Here is a 25244-nt window from a genome sequence, read left to right as displayed (position 1 = left end):
TATGGAAGTTGAAGTGAAATTCAAAGTCCTCTTCGATGAAATAAAGGAGAAGATAGAGAGACTAGGAGCTGAACTGGTTAGAGAGGAAGTTCAGGAGGATCTCTACTTTGATATTCCTCTCCCCAACCTTCTTCGCATTAGGCGTATTGTAAATACAGGTGAAGTAATCTTGGGATACAAGGAGATCAAAGACAAGAGAAATGAGGAGTTTGATGAAATAGAGGTAGAAGTGAAGGATTTTGACAAAATTAGGGATATTTTAAAGCGTTTAGGATTTAAAGAGGATATATGGGTTAAGAAACACCGACATGTGTACAGGCTTGGCAACGTTACTTTTGAGCTAAACCGGGTTGAGGGACTTGGGGATTTTCTGGATATAGAGGTCATAAGCGATAACGTGGAAGATGCTAAAAGGGAGATATGGAAAGTTGCGAGGAGACTTGGACTAAAGGAGGAAGATGTTGAGCCAAGGCTTTACCAGGAGCTTATAAAAGAAAAAGGATCTACCTAGCGATGGCAACTATCTTTATGATGTCGTTGAACTGAAGCTCGTAGTCTTCTCCCACTCTTCTGTGGGTTTTAGCATTGATGGCATAAAGGAAGGTCCTTCCCAAATCGGTGTGCACTTTAAACGCAAGGTCTCTCGGCGTTGAGCCCTTCTTCATTAAGAACACATGCGGCAGAACGTTTCCAAATTGATCTGTTAGCTTGTGCTCATCCTCCACGGGATAAACTGGAATTAGCTGAAGGAGCTCAAAAACTGCTCTGTTTATCACCTCTTGAACTCCTGTTGAGCCAAATCTGTTGAGCACCTTCTCCCTAATTAGCTCCAACCCGTGCTTTTGCTTTTCGTTCAAAGGCTTTAAGATCTTGAAATCTCCCGATCCTGGGATGTAGTCAATGTAGCCTGCTTTAGCGGCTTTTCTGAGTGTTAGCTCGGCAGCGGCCGATGTCGGCATTACGATGTATCCCCTTTTCTCACCTTCTCCTATTAATCGCTTTATCTGCTCATCATCGGCAGCGTCGGCTTTGTTTGCGGCTATGATTATGGGCTTGTTTATCTTCCTGAGCTCTCGCACAAAGTTAAACAACTCCTCATCGCTCCATTTTGTTGGATCATCGCTTAAATTTACCCTGTGCATGGCATCGAGTACGTTATCTTCGCTAACCCCAATTCCAGTAAGCTGCTCAGCTATTGCCTTAGAAAGCTTTAAACCCTGCATTTTTATTCTCTTGGCAAACTTCTCCCAGTTTTTTCTTAGAATTCCATATATCCAGTAGTCTATTTCTTTCTCCAAAAATTCTATATCCTCGACGGGATCGTGGTAATCAGTTGGTTGTCCCTCGGCATCGGTTTTTCCAGTTGCATCAACCACATGTATTAGAGCGGATGCCATCCTTAAGTCGTCTAAGAACTTGTTCCCCAAACCCCTTCCTTCATGAGCTCCGGGCACTAATCCAGCAACGTCTATCATCTTTATTGGAATTAGGGCAATTCCGTCTTTGTACTGGTAGTTCTGTGGATTTGGAGTGCAGTTGAGCTCTTTGCATGGATGCTCCGCGGTTGCGTAGCTAACTCCTATGTTGGCTTCTATTGTTGTGAAAGGATAATTCGCTATTTGCACATCCACAAGCGTAGCAGCGGCGAAAAATGTAGACTTCCCCACGTTTGGTTTTCCTACAACCCCAATTTCCATGCTATCACCTCAGCGTATTGTGAATTCTCCCTTTTCAACTCCTAAGACCTGCTCCATGACCGTTCTTGATACATCAATTAGCTTCATTTTTTCACCCTCACTCTCTTTTGCTTCTCCCCTTAATTAGACTTATGCTCAAGAAGGGAAAGAGTTATAAAGCAAGCTTCCCGTTATCACTGTGAACTCTATCTTTGATTATTTAGGAGGGAAGAAAAATGGCGGAAAGACCACTCGATGTTATACACAAGTCACTTGATAAGGAAGTTTTGGTGATCCTCAAGAGAGGAGCCGAGTTTAGAGGAAGACTCATCGGTTATGATATCCACCTGAACGTTGTTTTGGCTGATGCCCAGCTTATTGAAGATGGTGAGCCAAAGAAGAATTATGGCAAGATCGTTATTAGAGGGGACAATGTGTTGGCTATCTCCCCGGTTGAGATAGAATGAGCGAGAGGTGAGGCTTCGTGGGAAGTGGAACAGCTCCTCATGGAAAAAGAAACAGAACTCCCACTCACATAAAGTGCAGAAGATGCGGGAGAAAAGCCTTCAACGTTAGAAAAGGCTACTGTGCAGCTTGCGGTTTTGGAAGAAGCAGGCGACTAAGGAAATACAGCTGGAGTCACAAGTGGAAGAAGGCAAAGAACGTCCTCTGATTTTCTTTCTTTTTGGAGATAAATTATAAAAGCACTGCATTCTTATCCTTTCTCATGAGTGCTAAAGATGATATTTTGGAGTATCTTAGGGAAAAATCTCATGAAGGGGCACTTCAAAGTGAACTCTACGAACTCGGTTACTCCAGATCCACAATAGCCGAGGCGATTGAAAGCCTGGAATCTGAAAAAATGATTGTAAGAAGAGAGATAGGAAAAAAAGCCTATAGGATATGGCTTGTTGAAGAAGCACCATTTCCTATTAAGGGGCTTCTCAGACTTGGGGTGTTAAAGGCCGCTGAGTATCCTCATGCCCTTTTGACAGCCAGAGATCTTGAAAAAAAGCACGATGTTAGGGTAATCGTTTACAGCAGCGCCTTGGAGCTTACAAATGCTTTAGCATTGGGCAAAGTTGATCTGGCATGTTCACCATTAGTGACCCAAGTACTTTTTGGACTTTTGACCAAGAGCTTGAAAATCGCTGCGGGCTGTGGTTTCGGGGGAAGTGGCCTTGTTGTTAGGAAAGAACTCAAAGAGGGGATAACCATAGGCTCGTCCGAGCTCTCCACGATGGAAACGATGCTGAAGCTCTTTCTGGAAAAGCACGATCTCATTGGCAAGGTGAACGTGGTCTATTTCAAGAAGCCGGAGGAGATTATGAAATCATTTCTGGAAGGGGAGATCGACGGTCTGAGCATATGGGAGCCCTATCTGAGCAAGCTGGAGAAGAAAGGGTTTAAGGTGTATAGGTACACGGAAAAGTTTGGGTTATTCCCCTGCTGTACTTTGGGGGTAAACCGAGAGTTTCTAAAAACTAACGGGGAGATCTTCAAAGAATTTATGGAGTTGTACAGGGAGAACACCGAAAGGTTAGAGGAAAGGAAGAAAGAAGCTTTGGAGATAATGGTTAGCCTCTTTGGATTTAGCAAAGAAGAAGCAAAAGCGGGGTTAAAAGGATTTGTTTTTGATTACAGATTGAGCGAAGAGCAGATAGAATCAACCTTGGAGCGTTTTGGTCTTAAGGTCTTCAACCTTGATTCCATTCTAGCAAAAGATTTTTAACCCCCTATGCTTCTTTTTATTCTGTCTCTAATCGTTAAGACAACAATCTAAGTGAGCACCATGGACGGCGAACTAAGAAAAAAGCTATGGTCACTGGCATGGCCTGCTATCCTCGCTAATATAGGCCAAACTCTGGTAAACCTAGTGGATATGATAATGGTAGGACAGCTCGGCTCTTTGGCTATAGCAAGCGTTGGCCTTGGAGGGCAGTTTTCTTGGTTTATGATGCCACTCATGTTTGCAATCTCTACTGGAACTCTTGCACTGGTTGCCAGATTTGTGGGGGCTAAGGACATTGAAACCGCTGAGAAGGTGCTTGAGCAGAGCATATATCTGGCATTTATAATGAGCATTCCGGTGATGCTGTTCGGTCTTTTCTTTGGAGATGATGCGTTGAGAATAATGGGTGCGAGTGAAGAGGTTGTGAGACTTGGGTACTCGTACATACGTGTATTCTTCCTGTTTTATCCTGTGAATTTTATGGCATTTGCAGCTTTTAGTGCCCTTAGAGGTGCTGGAGATACAAAAACCCCAATGAAGCTGAGCCTCCTGACCAACGGGGCAAACGTTTTCTTAAACTACGGTTTAATATTCGGGCATTTTGGTCTTCCAAGACTTGAGGTCGTTGGAGCGGCGTTAGCTTCAGGCTTGTCAATTCTCATTGCCTTTATAGTGGGATTGGTTCTCTTTCTAAAGGGTTCTCTCGTTTTAAAGTTTAGACCATCGTTTAAACCTGAATTCGAAACCATAAAGAGAATCTTAAGAATAGGAATCCCTGCAACCATTGAGAGGGTTATATTCAGCTTTTACAACTTCCTCTACATTAGCATCGTCACGCGTTTTGGTACCATAGCACTAGCAGCCCACCAAGTTGGACTTAGGGTGGAGAGCATTGCTTATATGCCGGCTTTTGGGTTTAACGTTGCTGCATCGGCTTTGGTTGGCCAGAGCCTTGGAGAGGGAAATCCAGAAAAGGCTGAAAAAGTGGTCTATGAGGCATTAAAAATGGTCTCTGTGTTTATGGGGGTCATGGCGATAATTTTGGTGGTCTTTCCCAAATACCTTGTCATGCCGTTTGTCACAAAGAGCGACCCGAACTATGCTGAAGTTCTTAGGCTCGCAAGCATTTATCTCATAATCGTGGGGATAAGTGAGATTCCCCTTGGATGGATTTTTGTCCTCAGTGGTGCCCTCAGAGGTGCTGGAGACACGAAGAGCCCGATGTACGTAACGGCAATAAGCAAGCTCTTGTTTAGAATAATACCTTCCTACATTCTCGGCTTTGGAATCTCCTTCTGGATAATCCACATTAGGGGAATGGGGGTTATTGCGGCATGGCTTGCAATGACGCTGGAGACATTCACAACGGCGCTCTTCTTCTGGTGGATATTTAAGGGGGGAAAATGGAAGTACATAAAGGTTTAGCTACTGAAGGGCTTTTAATGCCTCCAGAACCTCTTCAAAAGGAGCGTCGGTTTTTATTGCCGTGGGAGAAAAGTGCGTTCTACTAACCCTATATCCCTTTTCTTGGAGCATAGCCGCTATATCTGAAAGCTTTCTCACCTCAAGGGAGTTTCTCCTTGCCAGAGCGTGGATATCGTAGAAAAAGGGCACGTCGAGCTCTTCAACAACAACGTTCAAAAATTTGGAGACTTTCTTTTTCTCAGCCAGTTCGCCTTTATCCTCGGCGTTCATCTTTTCCACGATTTCCTGGTTCTTAAGGGGGCCAAGCCACAGCGGTCCGAAGGCATCCGGTTTACTTGGCAAGAAAGCCCTCTCAACTTCAAACTCTCCCGCCTTTGTATCGAAGTAGAGATATCCAAGGTTTTTGAGGGCCTTATCTCCTTCCTTTGCACCATCTTTTAGCCTTAAGAACGCTCTGAAGTAGTGGTCTTTATAGTAGGCAAAGAGAACCTCAACACCAAGATCGTATTTTGCCGCATACCTGACAACAGTTCCAATTAGAATCCTCAAACCGCTTTCGTGGCATAATTCTCCCCTTACTGGCTTTGCATTATACTTTCGCAGACATGCCTTTGGATGAGCTCCGCAAAGGGGAGCTGTGTCTGTTGCCGTCAGTGCAAGGACTCCTTTTCTCTTTAAACTCCTAAGGGAAGAATCTAGGAACTCCACTGGAGAGCCAAAAGGATCGAGGTCAAGGAAGTCAAAGTACCTGAACTTTTCGGCCATTAAAAGGTTTGCATCTTTGTTTGTGGCTATTAACGTTTTTTTGTCCTTTAAAGTTGCGGATCTCTCATTAATCTTTAGTTCTCCTTCAAAATTGAGCTTTAAATTCTCAATTATCAGCTTAAACGCCTCGGGATTTATATCGTTGAGCCAGATTTCATCCGCTTCGGTTTCCAAGGCGTATCTTATTCCCCTAATACCTGTGGCGGATAAAGCGTCTAAAACTCTCTCTGCTTTTACAACCTTTAGGAGGAGAACGCTCAAGTCTCTGTTTAATGCCATTACCGGATTGTAAAATACGGGAGCGTCGTAAATACGCTCTGCTTTAGGCACAAGAATCTCAGCTTTCCCTTCTTTGAGTTTGATTAGCTCCATTAAGTTGCCTCCAAAAAAGAGGAAAGAGGGTTCACTTTATTTCAACATAGTCTCCTAGAGCTTGGCCGGGCAAAGGCCTCTCGAACCTTACCTTTACTTCCCCTCTTGTGCCGTGGGTTCTTGTAATCTTGCCAACAAGGAGCTTTCCGCTTGGGCTCTTCCATATTACCTTCTTCCCTATTAGCCCTGATGCCTGCTCTCTGCTGTCAATTCCGATAGGTTTGATAATCATGTGGTTGTTGTGCTGGTTCTCTTTACTTCTCATGTAGCTCAATACGATGCCCTTCATTATCATCACCGAAACTCACTATGGAATGAGACTTTTAAATTTTTATGTTTCCGCAGAACAGGAAAAACGTGGTGGGGCGAGGGGGATTTGAACCCCCGACACCCGGATCTTCAGTCCGGCGCTCTCCCAGGCTGAGCTACCGCCCCGCACTCAAACTATAGAAGGTTAAACCCGCTTTATAAATCTTGCGGTGAGGTTAATCTTACCCTTTTATACTAAAATCGAAAAGTTTATAAAGGGTTATTATTTTAATAACTATTGGTAACCAAAAGCGGTGGGAGGTGAGGGAAATGGCAAGGAGATGGTGGAGAAGAGACATATGGGACCCGTTTGACATAATGAGAGAGATTCAGGAAGAGATCGATGAGATATTCAATGAATTCTTCAGGGGTCCCAGACTCTGGAGCTACAGAAGATTCGGCGAGCCAAGGGAAGAATTTGAAATGAGAAGCGAGGGCGTATGGAGAGAGCCATTCGTTGACATCTTTGACACCGGTGAAGAGTTCGTTATTACCGCTGAGCTTCCAGGAGTCAGAAAAGAGGACATCAAAGTAAGGGTAACCAGTGATACAATCTACATCGAAGCCCAGGTCAAAAGAGAACAAGAACTTGAAAGAGAAGGTGCAGTAAGGATAGAGAGATACTACAGCGGCTACAGAAGGGTTATCAGATTGCCAGAGGAAGTCATCCCAGAGAAGGCAAAGGCCAAGTACAACAATGGTGTCCTTGAGATAAGGGTTCCCAAGAAGCACCCGACAAAGAAGGAAGAAAAAGAAGGATTTGAGGTTAAGATTGAGTGATCCCTTTCGTTATTTTTTGAATTTTTGCTTAAATAAGTGATATCACGATCATCTGCTAAAAATATGGAGGTGGTGTAAATGGCAGAAAAGAGAGAAATCAAGCTTAAAGTTGCTTCCGCTTACCAGAGGGATGTTGGTAGGGGGATTGTTAGGATTGATAGGAGTGCAATGAGAAAAATTGGCGTTCAACCTGGTGACATAGTGGAGATTATCGGTACCAAAAACACAGCTGCAGTGGTTTGGCCCGCATATCCAGAGGACGAGGGGCTTGACATAATTAGAATGGACGGTACAATAAGAAAGAACGCCGGCGTTGGTCTTGGAGATGAGGTGACCATAAGAAAGGCAGAGGTCAAAGAAGCACAGAGAGTTGTTTTAGCTCCTACAGAGCCCATTAGATTTGGTCAAGACTTTGTCGACTGGCTTCACTCAAGGCTAGTTGGTAGACCAGTGGTTAGGGGAGACTACATTAGAATAGGCGTTCTTGGACAAGAGCTTACTTTTGTTGTTACGGCAACTACACCTTCTGGAGTAGTACAAATAACGGAGTTTACCGAGTTTACGATCTCAGAGAAGCCCGTAAAGGAGGTTGCAAAGACACCAGCCCTAGGAGTTACCTACGAAGACATTGGTGGTCTCAAAGATGTTATACAGAAAATCAGAGAGATGATTGAGCTTCCACTCAAGCACCCAGAAGTCTTTGAAAAGCTCGGCATTGAGCCGCCTAAGGGTGTTTTGCTTTATGGTCCTCCTGGTACTGGTAAGACTTTGCTAGCTAAGGCTGTGGCTAATGAGGCTAATGCTCACTTCATAGCAATTAACGGTCCAGAAATCATGAGCAAGTACTACGGAGAAAGCGAAGAAAGACTCAGAGAAGTCTTCAAGGAGGCAGAGGAAAACGCTCCGAGCATAATCTTCATTGACGAGATTGATGCAATAGCACCAAAGAGAGAAGAAGTTACAGGTGAAGTCGAGAAGAGAGTTGTCGCTCAGTTGCTTACCCTAATGGACGGCTTAAAGAGCAGGGGCAAGGTAATAGTCATTGGTGCAACTAACAGGCCGGATGCAGTGGATCCAGCTCTTAGAAGGCCTGGTAGGTTTGATAGGGAGATTGAAGTTGGTGTTCCAGACAAGCAGGGAAGAAAGGAAATACTCCAAATCCACACAAGGGGAATGCCAATTGAACCTGACTTCAGGAAAGGAGACGTTAAGAGAATCCTTGAGGAGCTTAAGCAGGACGATAGGTTCAGAGAATCTGCCGAGATGGCTCTTAAGAAGATAGACAAAACTCCCGACAAGGACGAGGACATTAAGAGATTACTCAGCGAGATTGACGAGAGGCTCTATGAAGAAGTTAGGCATCGTTTGATTGACCTTCTCCTTGAGGAGCTTGCTGAGAAGACTCATGGCTTCGTTGGTGCTGACTTGGCAGCATTAGCGAGAGAAGCCGCAATGGCTGCGTTAAGAAGACTCATCGAGGAGGGCAAGATAGACTTCGAGGCAGAGAGCATTCCAAAGGAGGTACTTGAAGAGCTCAAGGTAACCAGGAGGGACTTTTACGAAGCTCTAAAGATGGTTGAGCCTTCAGCTCTAAGAGAAGTACTCTTAGAGGTTCCCAACGTTAGGTGGGAAGACATTGGAGGCCTTGAAGATGTCAAGCAACAGCTCAGAGAAGCTGTGGAGTGGCCCCTCAAGTATCCTGAGGCGTTTATGGCCATGGGAATCACTCCACCGAAGGGAATCCTCCTATATGGTCCCCCAGGAACTGGTAAGACCCTGCTAGCTAAGGCAGTGGCAACAGAGAGCGAAGCTAACTTCATAGGCATTAGAGGGCCAGAAGTTCTTAGCAAGTGGGTTGGAGAGAGCGAGAAGAACATAAGGGAGATCTTTAGGAAGGCAAGACAAGCTGCTCCTACGGTGGTGTTCATTGACGAAATTGACGCTATAGCCCCAAGAAGGGGTACAGACGTCAATAGAGTTACAGATAGGCTTATTAACCAGCTGCTCACGGAGATGGACGGGATTGAGGAGAACAGTGGTGTTGTGGTTATTGCTGCCACAAACAGGCCTGACATTCTTGATCCGGCTTTACTTAGACCGGGAAGGTTCGATAGGCTCATCCTTGTTCCAGCACCGGATGAGAAGGCAAGGCTTGAGATCTTCAAAGTCCACACAAGGAACGTTCCACTGGCAGAGGACGTTAGCTTGGAGGAGCTAGCAAAGAGAACCGAAGGATACACAGGTGCTGACATTGAAGCAGTTGTGAGAGAGGCGGCATTAAATGCCATGAGAAGGGCAATAGCAGAGGGCATTATCAAGCCCGGCACAAGGGCAAGCGAGATTAGGCAGAAAGTCAAAGTTACAATGAAAGACTTTGAGGAAGCACTCAAGAAGGTCGGCCCAAGTGTTAGCAAGGAGACGATAGAGTACTACAAGAAAATAGAGGAAATGTTCAGCAAAGGCAGAGCTGAATTAACTAGAGGGGAGAACAGAGACAGGGGAGTTCTCTGATCTCCTTTGATATTTTGATTTTCTGATTTTTAATTCACGTTCTCAGTTCATCCTGCAGTTTTTGGGCATTCACTTTGATTTCTTGCCCGTACTCGTCAAAATCAACGGATTTTTCTACCCTAAGGATTAGCTGCCCTTCTTTTAGTTCTAGCTTTAAAACCCGAGGGAATATCTCCTCAAGCTTTAAAACTGTCTTTGGGTTAAGTACGGATGAATTTAGGAACACAATTCCCTTGCTAGCTTTGTCTCCCATCATACTAGCAAATCCTGCAAGCATTAAGGCATTAAGCTCCCAGATGTTATCTTCGTAGAGTTGCAACAGTGAATCTATCCCCACTATTAGCTTGACATATCTGCCGAGCTTTTCTTCGACTCTGCGAAGGGCATCCCGATAGTGTCGTATCCACACCGGAGCATCTTGAGAAATTTCAACTCTCTCGACTAGACTTGTAATCTTCCCAACGTGGCGCACTCCTCCTAGTTTAATCACCGGAATATCATCCAGTATGTTCGTATCAATCCCGGCACTTGCTAAATGCATTCTAAGGAGGTAGTACTTATCAAGCACGTCTATAACTACAAACGGAACATCGCTTTTCTTCAGTTGGTTGATTATAACGTAAAAAAGTAGATGTGTGGGATCACTGGAACTGTGCTCCACTATTACATATTCTCCCCATTTTAGGCTTTTCAAGTAATTCCATACAGAGGTCTCAAAATCTTCTTTCATATTCAACCACCATACTAACTATTGGGTTCTTCATATTTTAGGGAAGCTGTGAAACCTCTAAGCTTCATGGAGTTCCATAACTTCCCACTAATGTATCTAATCTATTTACTTGTTTCTAATTAATGAAAAACTCCTATTTAAGCTTTTTTCATGAAATCATTCTGTTTGGTTTCTGTTTGTTCAAAAGTCTCCAATTTCTCAAATTTGCTTCTTATCTAGGAGCCAATATTGTTTTTGAGAGTTTATCAACGTTTATAGAAAGCTCTGCAAGGTGTTCATCGAAAATTCGAACTTAAAATCTATCTTTATTAATCCAGATTCTTTTTTCAAAACATGCCAAACGGAATTGTTACTTGTAAGCTTAAACCTAAAAATAAAAGTGAAGGAAAAATTCACTTCAAAAGCTTTACAAATTCTCTCATCCAGGCGTATAAATCCCCGGGATGTCTTGAACTTACCCAGTTCCCATCAACGACAACTTCCTTGTCAATGTACTCTGCACCCGCGTTTATGAGGTCGTCTTTTATTGTGACAACACATGTTCCTTTTCTTCCCTTTAAAACTCCGGCAGAGATTAGTATCTGCGGGCCGTGGCATATTGTCGCTACTGGCTTTCCAGCCTCAAACATCTTTTTAGCTATCTCAACGGCCTTTGGGTTTATCCTAACTATCTCTGGAGCTCTTCCGCCGGGCAATACGAGTGCATCAAACTCATCTGGATCTACTTCGTCAAACAGCAGGTCAACCTTTACAGAGTAGCCATGCTTTCCGGTTATGGTGTCCTTCTTGTTGCTTGCCACGTATACCTCATGTCCTTCCTCTTTTATGCGATGGAGGGGGTATATTAACTCCAAATCCTCAAATCCATCCGCACTTAAAAACAGCACTTTCATTGCAATCACCAATATAACGTTAAGACCAAAACTTAATAAGGGTTTTTGATCAAAGGTGTGCAATACCTTAAGCAAGGTTTAAAAAGGGCCTCTCCTAAAAAACTTCGCGTCCGTGAGTAAGGGCGAGATTACTTGAGGTGAGAGAGATGGAAAAGCGCTTACCTGGAAAGGTGAGAAGGGCTATAAGGGCTAAATATTACGATATTGAACCTAAAGCGTGGGTTGGTAAGAGAGGGTTAGATGATAGCGTCATTGACGAGATCAATACTCAGCTTAAGAAAGACGGGATATTAAAAGTTGAAATAAAAAAAGGTGCTTTAATATCAACCCAGATGGACAGAAAAGCGATAGCAGAAAAAGTTGCGGAGCTTACAGATAGTGAACTTATTGACGTGAGGGGCAAAAGGTTTATATTGTTCCGTCCCAGAGAGGGATGGGAAAAGTATTTAAAGAAGCTCAAGCTTAAGGAACTCTCGAAAGAGAGACGGGAGGAAAAACCCGTTAAGAAAGTCAAGCTCGACATTGCTCAATTTAGGAAAAAGTTCAAGAAAGGGAGGGAGTGAAGAATGGCAACAGTTTATGACGTTCCCGGTGATTTACTCGTTGAGAGGGTAGCTCAAAAATTGAAAGAGATTCCCGAAATAAAGCCACCTGAGTGGGCACCCTTCGTTAAAACCGGCAGGCATAAGGAGAGACTCCCAGAGCAAGACGATTGGTGGTATTATAGAGTGGCTTCAGTCTTCAGAAAGATATACATTGACGGGCCAGTTGGTATTGAAAGGCTAAGGACTTGGTACGGTGGAAGGAAGAACAGAGGACACGCTCCAGAGCACTTCTACAAGGGAAGCGGAAGCATAATTAGGAAAGCCCTTCAGCAGCTTGAAGCGGCAGGGTTTGTCACAAAGGTACCTGGAGAGGGAAGGGTAGTTACACCAAAGGGAAGGAGCTTCCTTGACAAAGCAGCTACAGAGCTCAAGAAGGAGCTCGAAGAGGTAATCCCAGAGCTTAAGAAGTACTGAATGTAAACTCTCATTTCCTTTTCTCCAAAAATATTAATAGCGTTATGAAAACTGCAATTGTGACAACTCCTGCAAAGGGAGTAACCTTTTTTATCCATTCATCTTCTTTTTCTTTTGGACATTCCCAGTTCAATTTGCGAGATTGTTCAAGTATTTTGTTTACATCTATTGGCTCCGTCCATGGCGGTAGAACATACGCTTCATGATACGTCATAAATAAAAAGGTATCATTTCCAACCACAACGTGGCTGGTTCTTTTTGCTACGGTGAAGTTTACTGGGATTTTTCCATTCTCTGTTATAAGAAAAGCTGTTTTATTTGAGATACTAACTATAAGTACTCCTGTCATATTGTTCCATTTGCCCATAAACACTCTTGGTGGGATTAGGTTTTTGCCCAGTTTTCTTTCGTCAGTTGTATTGAGTATTAAGAAGCCTTTTTCGGTGACCTCGTAAGCAAGATATCCCTTTTTTGATCTTCTACTTTCATTTTGTCGTACTTCCCAGGGAAGTGCTATTACAGGGTGTCCATTCTTTTGATAAAGTTCCAACGAAACATATCCTTCCTGCCAGGGATAATAAGTGTCTCCAGACTGTCTTATTGTTGGAATTTCCACCGTATAATTTTTCCATCTTAGTGTTCCATTGCCCAAAACAACATAATCTCCCAGATAACTGGCGAGGGGCAAATAATCGATATCAAGAGGTGTAGCACAAGTTTTATTGACCCTATAAGCCAAGGGAAGGCCATAGAGAAGGTAAGTAACAATCCACTCCCCTCTACTCTCGTCCCAGAAACCCATAATCGGGTATAATGGCTCAACACTTCTGGCGAGCCTTTTTATCTCGTCTGTAACATCTTTCCTTCTTTTGTTCTCTACGAGGATATAGCGAGTCGGAACATACAGAGAATAAAATGTAGGAAGATGATACATTAAACCACGATTGATCTCAATTTTAAACGTTCCATAAGGTGCCGTATATGGATGGATTTTTGGAGTTTTATTAGTCATGATGAAATCAGTTCCATTGTATAGATAGTAAAGAGTTGTGTTTGGAAATATCATGTCCACTTTTGCCCACAGCATTCCTTTTTTATCTAACCCAAGATTAACCCAAGCATAGGGCGTATTGCCAGCGTTATCTGGAGCTATTGCTTCTCTGGCATCCCAAGCGAGATCCCATTTTTTCTCAACTTTAAGTGTTTGTGGATCCAGCTGAAACACAACATCACTTGCATAATGAGGACCACCACCGCTCTCAGCGACAAAGAAGATACTGCCATTGTAAACTATTATATCTTTTGGGCCCCAAGAGTACCACTCCACAACAGGGCTCATTTTAATTGGAACACTACCATTGTAAATTCCCATATAGATAGAGTCGTGATAGTTGGAGTACACTAGAACCAGATTTCCAAGGGTGACAACTTCAACATTTGAGATAAATTCTCGAAGGTCAGAGGGATCAGTTATCCCAGTTTTTAAGTGCCATGTTAAGTCGATAAAATCACTGCCGTTGTAAGCGAAGATACCTTCATTTGCAATTACAACTTGAGAACAACTTTCACACCATGCCGTTGAAGAGGCATTTATTGGGGGCAACAATACCGTGAAAAATAGAAGTGCCATGATGCACTGGCTTACTATCATCTTGTTTTTCATTTCTACCTCCAGTGTATAGTATACACTAGTTCTTTAAACTTTTTGCAATCTCTGCAATAACTTTTTAACTGCCATATCATAAATTCACTCGGCGGGGTGAGAGAAAAATGGCTGAGGACATAGAGGAGATTAGAAAGAAAAAACTTTTGGAGCTTCAGAAGAGACTTGCAGAGCAGCAGAAAGAGGAAGAAGAAAGGGTAAGGCAGGAGATGGAATTAGAAGCTCAGCTAAATGCCATAATGAAGCAAATTCTCACACCTGAGGCGAGGGAAAGGCTCGCGAGGGTTAAGCTTGTGAGGCCTGAGCTTGCGAGACAAGTAGAGTTAATTCTCGTTCAGTTATACCAAGCCGGCCAGATAACCGAGAGAATCACGGATGAAAAACTTAAAAAGATTTTAGCTCAAATAGATGCCAGAACGAGAAGAGAATTTAGGATTAAATGGTGACAAAAACGTGAAAATTAAAGACGTCATCAGGATACTAAATGAAAAGGGCGAGGTTAGTTTGGATATCTGGAAGCCATTATCGGCAAGAAAGAGTAGTGATGGGACTCTTGACATTCTTTACCGCAACCTTGTTGTTGGAAGTGAGAAAGATCCAGTTTTCCTTTGGGTGTATGTCAACGTCCTTGAAGACGATGTCAGAGTGCTTGAGAAGATCACCTTTAAAAAAGAGCATGTAAACTGGATAACAAATTCAATATCAAAGTTTGGAAAAACTTAAGATTTATATATGGGGATTGACAAGTTTACTGACCGTGGGGGTGTAATTGTGACTAAGCATAGGGTTTGCCCAGTTTGCGGTTCCGATAAGTTTGTTTATGACCCCGAAAGGGGAGAAGTAATCTGTGCAAATTGCGGTTTTGTAATTCAGGAAAACATGATTGATATGGGTCCCGAGTGGAGGGCATTTGATGCTTCTCAGAGGGAGAAGCGTTCTAGGACTGGCGCGCCTGAGAGCATTCTGCTGCACGATAAGGGTCTTTCGACGGATATTGGTTATGACAGGAATGTTAAGGGCTTGATGAGGGAGAAAATTTATCGTCTCAGGAAGTGGCAGAGCAGGCTGAGAGTTAGCGATGCCGCCGAGAGAAACCTTGCTTTTGCCTTGAGTGAGCTTGACAGGCTTGGTGCGAGGTTAAACCTTCCAAAGCACGTTGAGGAGGAAGCGGCGAGGCTTTACAGAGAGGCTGTTAGAAAGGGGCTTATCAGGGGAAAGTCGATTGAGAGCGTTATTGCGGCTTGTGTTTACGCCGCCTGCAGGCTCTTGAAGATTCCAAGGACTCTTGATGAGATTGCCGATATTGCCAAGGTTGACAAGAAAGAAATTGGCAGGAGCTTCAGGTTCATTGCGAGGAATTTGAACTTGACTCCCAAGAAGCTCTTCGTGAAGCCGACGGATTATGTGAACAAGTTTGCCGATGAGCTTGGCCTGAGCGAGAGGACGAGGAGAAGGGCAATAGAGCTCCTTGAGAAAGCTTACGGGATGGGCTTGACGAGTGGTAAAAGCCCTGCTGGCCTTGTTGCTGCAGCCTTGTACATTGCCGGTCTTCTAGAGGGTGAGAAGAGGACTCAGAGGGAAGTTGCCGAAGTTGCAAGAGTAACAGAAGTCACAGTAAGAAACAGATACAAAGAAATGGTAGAAAAACTAGGGCTAAAGCTCCCGCTTTGAGTATATTTTCTGGAAATCCGCTTTTCACTTTTTAAACCAGCTGTCCAGCGTAAACTGTCTTCCTGCCTTAACCGCTTTTTTAAGCCTTTCTAAGCCGTTTTTAACTCTTTCTTCACTGAAATCGTGCTCATCACAGAGAAACTTCAGTATTCCTTCTTCATCGGGCATTTTCCATTCGAGCTTGTATTCGTCTGTTGTCGGCGGGTTTAGGAAGAACTCCTTTATTGCATAGAGATCAACATCGCTCATTTTTTGGTACTTTGCCAGAGGATCTTTGGAGTATTTGACTATTTCAAGGGCCTTTTTTGGTCCAATCCCTTTTATGCCTCCAGGATTGTAGTCCGTTCCCACGAGAATTGCAAGCTCTACCAACTTCTCCCTCGTTATCTTAAGCTCCTTTAACACCTCTTCAAGAACTATGAGCTCCGGTTTAACTTCTACGTAAATATCCTTCCCAGGAAGCTTTCTCTTTCCAGTTATGGTGAGGTTTCTCACTAGCCTTGGTGTTCCGAAGAGGAGCGAGTCGTAGTCCTGGCTCGCCGAGGCCCAAACGTGCCCTTTAGATGCCATATAAGCTGCCTGCGCTTCACCTTCGCTAGGAGCCTGCACCCATGGGATGCCCATAAGCTCCAAAAGCTTCTTAGCATCCTCGATAAGCATCTCATTTACTTTGCTCGCCCGCTGTGCATATTTCTTCGCCTCTTCTAAGTCTCCCCTTGCTAGGGCTTCCTCCCATTTTTCCTGCGCTTCCTCCCTAGCCTCAGCTCTTTTTTCAAGCTCTTTTTTCTTGAACTCTGGAGGCTTCCCATCGAATACATACGCAGGCTTTATTCCCGCTTCCATTAGGTTTATAGTCCTGTAAAAAAGCCCTGAAAGATGGGACGTTATTCTTCCCTTGGAATCCATTAAAGGAGTCCCATCTCGTTGTCTTATTGTTGAGAGAAACTGGTAAATAGCGTTAAATGCATCTATCGCAACTTTTCTCCCATTTAAATTTTCAAGCTCAAGCTCTTTTCTTGGTAAAAGCTCACCAATCTGGACTCCCATTACTCACCACCTATCCTAATGTATAGGTGACCAAGTATAAAAAGCAATCCACCAACAGCAAAGAGCTTTAAGGCATCGAGCTCCTTAAAATCCGAGGCAACGATGAGCTTTTGGACAAGTGCAACAATTCCAACCTCAAGAATATGAGATATGCTCACACGGTGCTGCCTTAAATAGATTATCAAGATTCTGTAGGTTTCTATTAGGATAATCGTCACCAGTATGTTCGCAATCAGAAGTTTTGGGTCGTTGGTTTTGTAAGTTAGCTTAAAGTTGAGGTAGATGGAGTATAGGGTGAGGTAGAGTATGAAAAACAGGAACACCATAACAACTGTATCAAAGGAAATCTCTAAGGCTTTCCTGAAAAGTTTGTGAATTTGGGTATATTGGGCTGTTTTTTCATCCTCCATCCTCGTCATCTTTATCAGCCTACCGGTGTGTTCATCACCCTCTCAGGGAGGGGAAGGGTCATCACCATTTTCTATTTTCTCTTCATGGCTTTAAAGCATTGCTCCTTTAGCATCTTTGGGTAGATACGACAACTGCAGGATGCATGATCATTCTTCAATTATCGTTCAAAACCATTGGTTCCTTTAACAAACGCCGATATCCAAGTCGTCAAATGAATAAGAGAAAAGTTATAACTCCTCTTTCGCATTAACCTTTGTAAAGTTCATGAGGTGAAGGAAATGAGCATAGAAGCACTTTTCAAACCAAAGAGCGTTGCCGTTATAGGCGCTTCTGGTAAGCCTGGGAAGATAGGATACGCTATCATGAAGAACCTTGTCGATTACGGCTACGAGGGCAAAATCTACGCAGTTAACGTTAAGGGTGGGGAGATAGAGATCAGCGGAAAAAAGTTCCCAGTATACAAGAGCATCCTCGATGTCCCGGATGAAGTAGACATGGCAGTTATAGTTGTTCCAGCTAAGTTTGTCCCACAGGTTGTAGAGGAATGTGGAAAGAAGGGAGTAAAAGTACTTCCGATTATCAGCTCGGGTTTTGGAGAACTTGGCGAGGAAGGAAAGAAAGTTGAGCAGCAATTAGTTGAGACAGCCCACAAGTACGGAATGAGGATACTCGGTCCAAACATCTTCGGTGTTGTTTACACCCCAGCCAAGCTTAATGCAACCTTTGGTCCGACAGATGTAATGCCCGGAAAGCTTGCACTTGTCTCTCAAAGCGGTGCCCTCGGAATAGCCCTTATGGGATGGACAATACTTGAGAAGGTCGGTCTTTCGGCTGTTGTTAGCATTGGAAACAAGAGCGATCTTGACGATGCAGACATGCTCGAATACTTTGAGACCGACGAAAACACGGGGGCAATCTTAATCTACATGGAAGGTGTGAAGGACGGAAGAAGATTCATGGAAGTTGCGAAGAGGGTTTCAATGAAGAAGCCGATCATAGTTATCAAAGCTGGAAGGAGCGAGAGGGGAGCCAAGGCTGCTGCATCTCATACGGGTTCACTTGCTGGTGCAGATAGCATTTATACAGCCGCATTCAAGCAGAGCGGTGTTTTAAGAGCATTAACAATTGGCGAGGCTTTCGACTGGGCAAGAACCCTTTCAAACCTCCCAGAGCCCGAGGGAGATAACGTTGTAATCCTCACAAACGGTGGTGGAATAGGCGTTATGGCCACTGACGCTGCTGAGGAAGAAGGATTGAAGCTCTATGACAACCTTGAGGAGCTTAAGATCTTTGCAAACCACATGCCACCCTTTGGAAGCTATAAGAATCCAGTGGACTTAACGGGTATGGCCGGAGCTGAGGCTTACGAAGGTGCAGTTAGAGACGCATTAGCCCATCCAGAGATGCACGCCATAGCAGTCCTCTACTGCCAGACAGCTGTTCTTGATCCAAGAGACCTCGCAAAGATAGTCATCAAGGAATATGAGGCAAGCGGAAGGAAGAAGCCAATAGTGGTTGCCATAGTTGGTGGCGTTGAGGCTAAAGAAGCAATTGACATGCTCAACGAGAACGGCATCCCAGCGTATCCAGAGCCCGAAAGGGCTATTAGGTCACTTGCGGCTTTATACAGATGGCACAACTGGAAAATGAAGCATAAGAAAGAGTGATTTCCTTCTCTTCTTTTTCATTAATAGAAAAAAGAGAGATTAGGCAATGTACTTTCTTATCTCCTCGTACATATCGTTCAGCACTTCTTGGTAATCTATCTTGTTTTCCTCCACAAGATCCATGAGCTCTTCCAGCTGCCTGGTTCTTTCCTCACTCACAAGCTCCTTGTATTTTGTGATTAGGTAGTGGTAAACCTTCGTGCCTAGTTCCGTTGGCACTAACTTCTTCCTTCCCTTCGTTTCGATAACGTAGTGCCTGTCCAAGAGAGTTTTGACTATCTTTGCATACGTAGAAGGCCTACCGATTTTGCGCTCCTTCATTAGGGCAATTATGTCTCCTTGAGTAAACAGGGGTACTTTTGGAGCCCTCCATTTCTTGATGTCCTTAACCTTAATCCTTTGTCCTTTTTCAAGTTTGGGAAGCTGTCTTAGTGGAGGATTCCTAAGTCTTGTCCATCCATCGAAGAGTATCTCCACGTAACCCTCTATTTCCGCTTTTGCTACCTTTGCATCAATAACTGCCTTTTCATAAAGTATTTTTGCCGCTTTCATTTGAGAGGTCATAAAGCGCTTGAATATCATATCGTAGAGTCTGAAGTGGTCTCTTGTTAGACCCCTTGCAAGGGTTATTATTCCATCCCTCAGCAGCTGCATGAGTCTTCCAGTGTCTATGGGTCTTGTAGGTCTTATACACTCGTGTGCTCCCTCTTCACCCCACTTCCTCGGAGCAAAGTAATCCTCACCGACCTCTTCGGTGATGTATTCCTTGGCAACTTCAATACCAACGTTGCTCACATGGGTGGAATCTGTTCTTATGTAAGTTACCAGACCGAGTTCGAAGAGGTCTTGGGCAAGTCTCATAGTGTAGTCGGTTGAAAATCCTAGGAATCTTGAGGCATCCTGGAGCATTGTATCGGTGGTATACGGTGGGAGGGGATTTAGGTCTCTCTCTTCCAGCTGGACTTCTTCCACGATAACTTCTTGAACTTCTTCCTTAACTCCCTCCAGTGTCACTTCCAAGTCGTTTTCGAGTGTCAGCCTCATGAAATCGGTTTCACTTTCCACGAATTCTCTGTATCTCTCTATGACCCAGCCTAGAACGGGGGTTTGAACTCTTCCAGCTGAAAGGTAAGTGTTCTCAAAAACCTCCCAGAGCTTCTGGCTGAGCTCAAATCCTATCCACCTGTCCTCTATTCTCCTCACAAGCTGGGCATTTACCCTTGCCTCGTTTACGTCTCTTGCCTCTTTAAGGGCCTTTAGAATAGCGGGCCTCGTAACCTCATGGAACTCTATCCTCTTTATGGTTGGAGTATACGGAGAGAGGACGTTTCTTATGTCCCATGCAATCTTTTCACCCTCAACATCGGGATCCGTTCCAATCAGTATTTCGTCAACTTCCTGAGCGATTTCCCTCATTGCAATCACATTTTCGAGGGCATCCCTCACGTCTCTTGAACCACATCTAGGACATACCCCTTTCTTTTCCCAGTCCACAAATTGATGTCCGCACTCTCTACAGCGCTTTAAGGTATCGTAAACCGGGATAAAGTAGAGCTTTCCGTCGTTTTCCTTTATCAAAACTCCATGGTAACCTTCGTTTGTAACGAGATCGAACATATGTCCTCCGCTTGCCAATATGGTGAGCATTAGTTCTCCTATGCTTACTTCATACGCTACCAAATCACCAATACGCCTCTTGCTTGGCTGTCCAAAGAAACTCGCAATAGTTCTGGCTTTGTTTGGTGATTCTACTATCATAAGGGCAGATTTTACAAGGTCTTTTGTCTTTTCTGCTATTTTACCCTCCATGATGAGCCTGACTTTCTCCCTATCAGCGTCAATCTCTTTCAGTAACTCTTCCAAATTGAGCTCATTGAAGGGCTTCATATCAAACTCCGCAAAGCGCCAGCGCATCTGCCTCTTCAAGCCATTGAAAACCTTCTCATTGTCCACTATCACAACGCTGAGTCCCCTTGTAATACCTCCAGCAAAAAGTCTCGAAGTTCTTCCTGTGGCCTGTATATACGTCCTCACGTCAGGGATCTCTATGTACCATTTTCCTTCCTCTTTTTTGAGGCTAACAAAAGGATCTTCTTCTATTCTTTTTAGGACTTCGGGCTTCTTTAATACGCTTCTAAGGAACTCAACGGCTTCCTTAAAAACTTCAAGAACGTGATTCGAGAACCCCTCTAGGGGTAGCCCTTCTGCCAGTGCTTCTTCTATTTTTAAGATTTCAAACTGCGGGATATTCCTTATGAGCCTCCTTAGCCTAGCGTACAGCTTTTCGGCGTTTCTCCTATCCTCATTTTCGAGGAATTCCATGACCTCACTCATCAGTCCTAAAACCCTATATATGGTGGGCTGTTCGAGGTCTATGCTGAACCGGAACTTTGGAACTCCAGTAAATATGGCATATCTTATTAGATGGGGCAAGTCTAATCCCCTAACAATAGAGCCATAATATGTAGCAACCCCTATTAGGTAGTCAACCTCTCCCTTCTCGAATCTTTCAAGCCCCTTTTTGTTCCTTGCCGAAACTAACTCCACCTTAAATCCTAAATCCTGCAGGTAATTCGTTAGTTTCTCTGCATACACTATTCCTTGGTCAATTGGGACGAATATGAGTCCTCCCGAGCCTAAAGCTTTTAACAGCTCTTTGACGTGCTCCTCTATTGGCTTTTCGGGGAAGATATAGCTGTCCACGACGTTTCTCAACGCAGATCTGCCGCTTCCCACCTCGAAATCCAAAAGCTCACGGTAAAGCTTTATTCTATCTCCTCTACCACTTCCAGTGGCGGAAGCTACGATTAGAACTCCAATTTTGTTTTCTCGCTTAAACTTTCTAATCTCCCTCTCAACTGCATTTATCTGCTTGTTCAGCTCTTTTAGCTTTTCATTTTTGTCCTTACTGTTGCCGTTGAGGTATTTTGCCATCTGCTTTTTGAGTTTTATAATCTCCCAAGCCTTCTGAATAATCTCTTCGGTAAAACCGAGGAGAATAAGGGAGCGGTCTATGTTCTTTGAGGCTTTGAGGAATGCATCAACATCATCCACAAATATAAAATCGAACCTCTTATCCTTCAAGAGATCAAAATTCCTTGCTAAATACTGTGCGGAGGTTATAAGGATGTCAAAATCTCCATTCTGAATTTTTTGGAGCATTTCTTCCTTCTCTTTTTTCTTCATGTTTCCGTGGTAGTAAGCTAAGTTAACGCTTACCCCGGCTTTTTCTGCAAATGTCTGGACTCTCTTGATTGTTTGAATCACCAGAGGTGTTGTCGGCAAAATTATATATGATTTTTTACCCTTTTTTGCATAGTAAATCGACATAAAAGCCCCAAAAACGCTTTTTCCCATTCCAGTAGGGGCGATTATAGAGAAACTTTTTCCCCTCACTAAACGCTTAACCCAAGTTTTTTGGGCGCTCCAAAACGTGAAGCCGGTAGCTTTCTTGAAAAGTTCTTCAGCCTCATTCAGCTTTTTCTCAAGAGAATATAGCTCTTCCCAGTGTTTTAAAGTTCCTCTGAGCTTTAGGGCATCCCTAATTCCTTTTATCAGATCAAAATACACTTCGGCTTTTATTTCCTCATCCAAGCAGACCTCACAAGGATGCTTCTTGTATAAACGTAAATCACCTATCCTGTCCTCACAGTTAGGACACATGCCCCTGTATATGGCCTTCATATTACCACCTTCCAATGCTCTTTTAGGGGATGCAAACTTTATAAGGCTTTTTTTGAAGGCCTTTTTCGGTGGAGCACATGATAGTGGAAAAACTCAAACTCACTGCAGAGCTCAATGAACAAGAGTACAAAAAGGTAGGGGAGATAGTGGAAAAGCTGAGGAAGAAGTTCCCAAACGTTATGGTGAGGGAGTATAAAACACAGAAAAAATTAACTTTTCTTGATGTAGAGCTTGCCGAGAGACTTAATTTTGACATAATTCTTGGGAAGAGAAAGGGCTATTTCGTCTCAGTTGAGATGGAGGGCACTAAGGCAAAATATGCCCTTCAAATAATGAAAGCCCTTTTAGATGAAGCTGGGATTAACTATAGCCTTACCCTCGATGGGAATGAGGTATATGATTCTTTAAGGAGAAAGCTCAAAGAGAGCACCCTTCTAGAGTTTCTTTGACTTCCCTTTCCAGCTCTCCGGTTAAATTGTAATCTGGGAAAAGCCTCTCGAATTCTTTAAAAATTTCCAATATTCGGAAACCTCTTTCTTTAGACGGGACAAGAGTGAAGAGTTTCAAAGCCTCCCTCAAGAGTCTGGCCACTTCACTACCGCTTTCATCGTTGTTTATCTGGTAGTGAAGCTCCTTTAAAATAATCTCCAGTCCTAATTCCGGATTCTCATGGAACAGATATCTCTTTAAAGCCACCTCTGGAAAAAACTCTGAGACTGGCTCGTGGCTTTCTATGTAGAATCCCTCTTCAAAGGCTATTATTGTGGCAGCGGCATGCTTGCAGTCTTTTCCCTGTGGACAGGTGCACCTGCTGGAGTTCCTTTCCAGGTCAACTTCCACATAATAAGGATAAGTGCCCAAAACCTTGGAAAACAGCTTTTCTTTGTATTTTAGAACCCATAAAACCTTTCCTTTCTTGTAGTAGTTCTTACCCTTTTGCATTGTCTTCTTCTCCATGATAACCACTAAATGTGGTAAGCATGGGGATTTTTAAGGTTAATCCCTAACCTTTAAAAAGCGGGCGTTTTAGTTAATCCCGTAACGCTCATCAAAAGTTTTGTGGAGTGTGAGAGTATGAAAAAAATTAGACAGCCAATTATAGCGGTTCTTGGACACGTAGATCATGGGAAGACCACGATGCTTGATAGAATACGTAATACCCGCGTAGCTGAGAAAGAAGCGGGTGGAATTACTCAGCACATTGGTGCGACTGAGGTTCCTATTGAAGTGGTTAAACAACTCGCTGGACCCCTTTTAAGTTTGTGGAAAGGCGAAATTAAACTTCCGGGATTGCTCTTTATAGACACTCCCGGCCACGAGGCTTTTACGAGCTTGAGAGCAAGAGGAGGCAGTTTAGCCGATTTGGCAATCCTTGTAGTTGATATAAACGAGGGCTTCCAGCCCCAGACCATTGAGAGCATAGAGATTTTGAGAAAATACAGAACTCCCTTTGTTGTCGCAGCAAATAAAATTGACCGTATTAAAGGATGGAAAATCGTTGAAAACGAGCCTTTCTTGGTAAACATTAAAAAACAGGATCAAAGGGCAGTTCAGGAGCTTGAGACAAAGCTTTGGGAACTAATAGGAAAATTCTATGAGCTTGGCTTCCAGGCCAATAGGTTCGATCGTGTTCAGGACTTCAGAAGGGAACTCGCCATAATTCCCGTTTCAGCCAAATATGGAATAGGCCTTCCAGAATTGCTTGTTCTTATAGCGGGTTTGGCTCAGAAGTATCTCGAAGAGAAGCTGAAGATAGAGGTTGAAGGTCCCGCGAGAGGAACTATTTTGGAAGTTAGGGAGGAAGTAGGCTTTGGGACAACAATAGACGTGATAATTTATGATGGAACACTCAGAAAAGACGATATAATAGTTGTGGGTGGCAAGGATAAGGCAATAGTCACAAAAATAAGGGCTCTCCTTAAACCGAAGCCTCTCGACGAGATAAGAGATCCAAGATATCGCTTTGATCAGGTTGAGGAAGTTTCTGCAGCAGCTGGAATTAAGATAGCCGCCCCAAACTTAGAGGAAGCTCTCGCAGGTTCTCCTGTTATAGCGGCAAGAACTGAAGAGGAAATAGAGAGAGCAAAGAGAGAAATCCTTGAGCAGATAAAGAGCGTAATTATAAGCACGGACAAAGTTGGCGTTATTGTAAAAGCCGACACAATAGGAAGTCTCGAAGCGCTAAGCAAAGAACTGCAGGAAAAGAATATTCCAATAAGAAAGGCAGACGTTGGAAACATAAGCAAAACGGATGTTATGGAGGCACTTAGCGTAAAGGAGGAGGAACCTCTTTACGGTGTTGTCATAGGTTTTAATGTGAAGGTCAATGAAGACGCAGAGGAAGTTGCAAAGGCCAAGAAGATCCCGATATTTGTCGGCAACGTTATTTATAAAATCATAGAAGACTACGAAGCATGGGTGAAGGCTGAGGAAGAAAAGAAGAAAAAAGAACTTTTAGCTCAAACAAAGTTCCCAGGAGTAATTAAGATATTCCCAGATGAACGCTACATCTTCCGGAGAAGCCATCCAGCAATAGTTGGAATAGAGGTTATTGAAGGTAGGATAAAGCCGGGATACCCACTAATGAAGCAAAATGGAGAGCGGATTGGGGTTATAAAATCAATAAAATCCAAAGAAGACTTCCTGCAGGAAGCAAAGAAGGGAGATCAGGTTGCTATAGCCATTGAGGGTGCAATAGTCGGAAGGCACATCCATCCTGGGGAGATACTTTACGTCGATATAAGCAGGGATGATGCAATAAGACTCGTGAAGGAGCTCAGAGATATGTTGGATGAGACCGACATAAGGGCACTAAAGGAAACAGCAAAAGTGAAGGCCCAAAAGGATCCATTTTGGAGTGCCCTATGATTTTAACCTTTTTTAACAGCT

25 protein-coding genes and 1 tRNA gene are annotated in these 25244 nt (G+C 43.6%); 15 read left to right on the top strand and 11 right to left on the bottom strand.

The genetic code is table 11. From position 1 onward, the window contains the following. The first annotated feature begins 1 nt into the window (after position 1). Entirely contained in the window at positions 2 to 511 is a 510-nt protein-coding gene (gene cyaB, locus OCC_RS01890) for a class IV adenylate cyclase (RefSeq protein WP_004066851.1), read from the top strand. Here cyaB and OCC_RS01885 read toward each other — a convergent pair. After that, a complete protein-coding gene (locus OCC_RS01885) occupies positions 504 to 1697 on the bottom strand; it encodes a redox-regulated ATPase YchF (RefSeq protein ID WP_004066853.1) in 1194 nt (397 codons plus the stop codon). The genes cyaB and OCC_RS01885 overlap by 8 nt on opposite strands. Before the next feature lie 215 nt (positions 1698 to 1912). Here OCC_RS01885 and OCC_RS01880 point away from each other — a divergent pair, with 215 nt between their 5' ends. Genes OCC_RS01880 through OCC_RS01865 form a run of 4 tightly spaced genes read left to right on the top strand, consistent with a single transcriptional unit; the run spans position 1913 to position 4833 of the window. After that, complete coding sequence (locus tag OCC_RS01880; protein WP_004066855.1) at positions 1913 to 2143, top strand: LSm family protein; 231 nt, start codon at positions 1913 to 1915, stop codon at positions 2141 to 2143. 17 nt (positions 2144 to 2160) lie between these two features. Continuing rightward, positions 2161 to 2349, top strand: a complete 189-nt coding sequence (locus OCC_RS01875) for a 50S ribosomal protein L37e (RefSeq protein WP_004066857.1) — start codon at positions 2161 to 2163, stop codon at positions 2347 to 2349. A gap of 54 nt (positions 2350 to 2403) precedes the next feature. Beyond that, positions 2404 to 3408 carry an ABC transporter substrate-binding protein gene (locus OCC_RS01870; protein WP_020953601.1) on the top strand — a complete coding sequence of 335 codons (1005 nt, stop codon included), beginning with the start codon at positions 2404 to 2406 and terminating at the stop codon, positions 3406 to 3408. A 60-nt stretch (positions 3409 to 3468) separates the two neighbouring features. Continuing rightward, positions 3469 to 4833 carry an MATE family efflux transporter gene (locus OCC_RS01865; protein WP_004066861.1) on the top strand — a complete coding sequence of 455 codons (1365 nt, stop codon included), beginning with the start codon at positions 3469 to 3471 and terminating at the stop codon, positions 4831 to 4833. Here the strand turns inward: OCC_RS01865 and OCC_RS01860 are convergent, their stop codons facing one another. From OCC_RS01860 to OCC_RS01850, 3 genes are all read right to left on the bottom strand, one after another. Further along, positions 4834 to 5970 carry a tRNA (guanine(10)-N(2))-dimethyltransferase gene (locus OCC_RS01860; protein WP_004066863.1) on the bottom strand — a complete coding sequence of 379 codons (1137 nt, stop codon included), beginning with the start codon at positions 5968 to 5970 and terminating at the stop codon, positions 4834 to 4836. Positions 5971 to 6001: 31 nt separating this feature from the next. After that, the gene (locus OCC_RS01855; RefSeq protein ID WP_004066865.1) at positions 6002 to 6265 is read right to left on the bottom strand and encodes a 50S ribosomal protein L35ae; all 264 of its coding nucleotides are present in this window, start codon (positions 6263 to 6265) and stop codon (positions 6002 to 6004) included. Positions 6266 to 6328: 63 nt separating this feature from the next. After that, positions 6329 to 6405: transfer RNA gene (locus OCC_RS01850), tRNA-Phe, on the bottom strand. A gap of 144 nt (positions 6406 to 6549) precedes the next feature. Between OCC_RS01850 and OCC_RS01845 the strand changes: the two genes are divergently transcribed. Both OCC_RS01845 and OCC_RS01840 read left to right on the top strand, forming a co-directional pair. After that, on the top strand, positions 6550 to 7059 hold the full coding sequence (locus OCC_RS01845) for an Hsp20/alpha crystallin family protein (protein ID WP_004066867.1): 510 nt from the start codon (positions 6550 to 6552) through the stop codon (positions 7057 to 7059). Between the two features lie 78 nt (positions 7060 to 7137). Then, on the top strand, positions 7138 to 9570 hold the full coding sequence (locus OCC_RS01840) for a CDC48 family AAA ATPase (protein WP_020953600.1): 2433 nt from the start codon (positions 7138 to 7140) through the stop codon (positions 9568 to 9570). Between the two features lie 34 nt (positions 9571 to 9604). On the opposite strand, the gene OCC_RS01835 is transcribed toward OCC_RS01840, so the two are convergent. Then, positions 9605 to 10300 (bottom strand): DUF257 family protein, encoded by a 696-nt coding sequence (locus OCC_RS01835; RefSeq protein WP_004068135.1) that lies wholly within the window; start codon positions 10298 to 10300, stop codon positions 9605 to 9607. Positions 10301 to 10692: 392 nt separating this feature from the next. Beyond that, on the bottom strand, positions 10693 to 11193 hold the full coding sequence (pfpI, locus tag OCC_RS01830) for a deglycase PfpI (protein ID WP_004068134.1): 501 nt from the start codon (positions 11191 to 11193) through the stop codon (positions 10693 to 10695). A gap of 146 nt (positions 11194 to 11339) precedes the next feature. On the opposite strand from pfpI, the gene OCC_RS01825 reads away from it, so the two are divergent. Together OCC_RS01825 and OCC_RS01820 are read left to right on the top strand one after the other, a co-directional pair. Then, positions 11340 to 11756, top strand: a complete 417-nt coding sequence (locus OCC_RS01825) for a YhbY family RNA-binding protein (RefSeq protein WP_004068133.1) — start codon at positions 11340 to 11342, stop codon at positions 11754 to 11756. A 3-nt stretch (positions 11757 to 11759) separates the two neighbouring features. Then, complete coding sequence (locus tag OCC_RS01820) at positions 11760 to 12212, top strand: 30S ribosomal protein S19e (protein ID WP_004068132.1); 453 nt, start codon at positions 11760 to 11762, stop codon at positions 12210 to 12212. Positions 12213 to 12222: 10 nt separating this feature from the next. Here OCC_RS01820 and OCC_RS01815 read toward each other — a convergent pair whose 3' ends face one another. Beyond that, a complete protein-coding gene (locus OCC_RS01815; RefSeq protein ID WP_004068131.1) occupies positions 12223 to 13875 on the bottom strand; it encodes a hypothetical protein in 1653 nt (550 codons plus the stop codon). Positions 13876 to 13982: 107 nt separating this feature from the next. On the opposite strand from OCC_RS01815, the gene OCC_RS01810 reads away from it, so the two are divergent. Genes OCC_RS01810 through OCC_RS01800 form a run of 3 tightly spaced genes read left to right on the top strand, consistent with a single transcriptional unit; the run spans position 13983 to position 15546 of the window. Next, complete coding sequence (locus OCC_RS01810; protein WP_004068130.1) at positions 13983 to 14321, top strand: DNA-binding protein; 339 nt, start codon at positions 13983 to 13985, stop codon at positions 14319 to 14321. Beyond that, positions 14284 to 14598: a hypothetical protein gene (locus OCC_RS01805; protein ID WP_048874612.1), complete on the top strand. Its 315-nt coding sequence runs from the start codon at positions 14284 to 14286 to the stop codon at positions 14596 to 14598. The genes OCC_RS01810 and OCC_RS01805 overlap by 38 nt, the downstream gene beginning before the upstream one ends. Positions 14599 to 14646: 48 nt before the next feature. Further along, positions 14647 to 15546, top strand: coding sequence for a transcription initiation factor IIB (locus OCC_RS01800; RefSeq protein WP_004068128.1), 900 nt, complete (start codon positions 14647 to 14649; stop codon positions 15544 to 15546). A 24-nt stretch (positions 15547 to 15570) separates the two neighbouring features. Here the strand turns inward: OCC_RS01800 and fen are convergent, their stop codons facing one another. Next, complete coding sequence (gene fen, locus OCC_RS01795) at positions 15571 to 16593, bottom strand: flap endonuclease-1 (RefSeq protein ID WP_004068127.1); 1023 nt, start codon at positions 16591 to 16593, stop codon at positions 15571 to 15573. Continuing rightward, complete coding sequence (locus OCC_RS01790; protein ID WP_004068126.1) at positions 16593 to 17012, bottom strand: phosphate-starvation-inducible PsiE family protein; 420 nt, start codon at positions 17010 to 17012, stop codon at positions 16593 to 16595. Before OCC_RS01790 ends, fen begins: the two co-directional genes overlap by 1 nt. Before the next feature lie 270 nt (positions 17013 to 17282). On the opposite strand from OCC_RS01790, the gene acs reads away from it, so the two are divergent. Then, entirely contained in the window at positions 17283 to 18671 is a 1389-nt protein-coding gene (acs, locus tag OCC_RS01785) for an acetate--CoA ligase alpha subunit (protein WP_004068125.1), read from the top strand. A gap of 39 nt (positions 18672 to 18710) precedes the next feature. Here acs and rgy read toward each other — a convergent pair whose 3' ends face one another. Continuing rightward, positions 18711 to 22355: a reverse gyrase gene (gene rgy / locus OCC_RS01780; protein WP_004068124.1), complete on the bottom strand. Its 3645-nt coding sequence runs from the start codon at positions 22353 to 22355 to the stop codon at positions 18711 to 18713. Between the two features lie 77 nt (positions 22356 to 22432). On the opposite strand from rgy, the gene OCC_RS01775 reads away from it, so the two are divergent. Continuing rightward, complete coding sequence (locus OCC_RS01775; RefSeq protein ID WP_004068123.1) at positions 22433 to 22804, top strand: hypothetical protein; 372 nt, start codon at positions 22433 to 22435, stop codon at positions 22802 to 22804. On the opposite strand, the gene OCC_RS01770 is transcribed toward OCC_RS01775, so the two are convergent. Then, the gene (locus OCC_RS01770) at positions 22773 to 23312 is read right to left on the bottom strand and encodes an SWIM zinc finger family protein (protein WP_004068122.1); all 540 of its coding nucleotides are present in this window, start codon (positions 23310 to 23312) and stop codon (positions 22773 to 22775) included. The two genes, OCC_RS01775 and OCC_RS01770, sit on opposite strands and share 32 nt — an antisense overlap. Before the next feature lie 117 nt (positions 23313 to 23429). Here OCC_RS01770 and infB point away from each other — a divergent pair, with 117 nt between their 5' ends. Next, positions 23430 to 25223 carry a translation initiation factor IF-2 gene (gene infB / locus OCC_RS01765; RefSeq protein ID WP_004068121.1) on the top strand — a complete coding sequence of 598 codons (1794 nt, stop codon included), beginning with the start codon at positions 23430 to 23432 and terminating at the stop codon, positions 25221 to 25223. Positions 25224 to 25244 lie beyond the last annotated feature (21 nt).

The sequence above is a fragment of the Thermococcus litoralis DSM 5473 genome (assembly GCF_000246985.2).
Lineage (GTDB): Archaea > Methanobacteriota_B > Thermococci > Thermococcales > Thermococcaceae > Thermococcus_A > Thermococcus_A litoralis.
The sequence above is the reverse complement of the archived record's forward strand: the minus strand, read 5'-3'. Positions and strand labels throughout refer to the sequence as shown.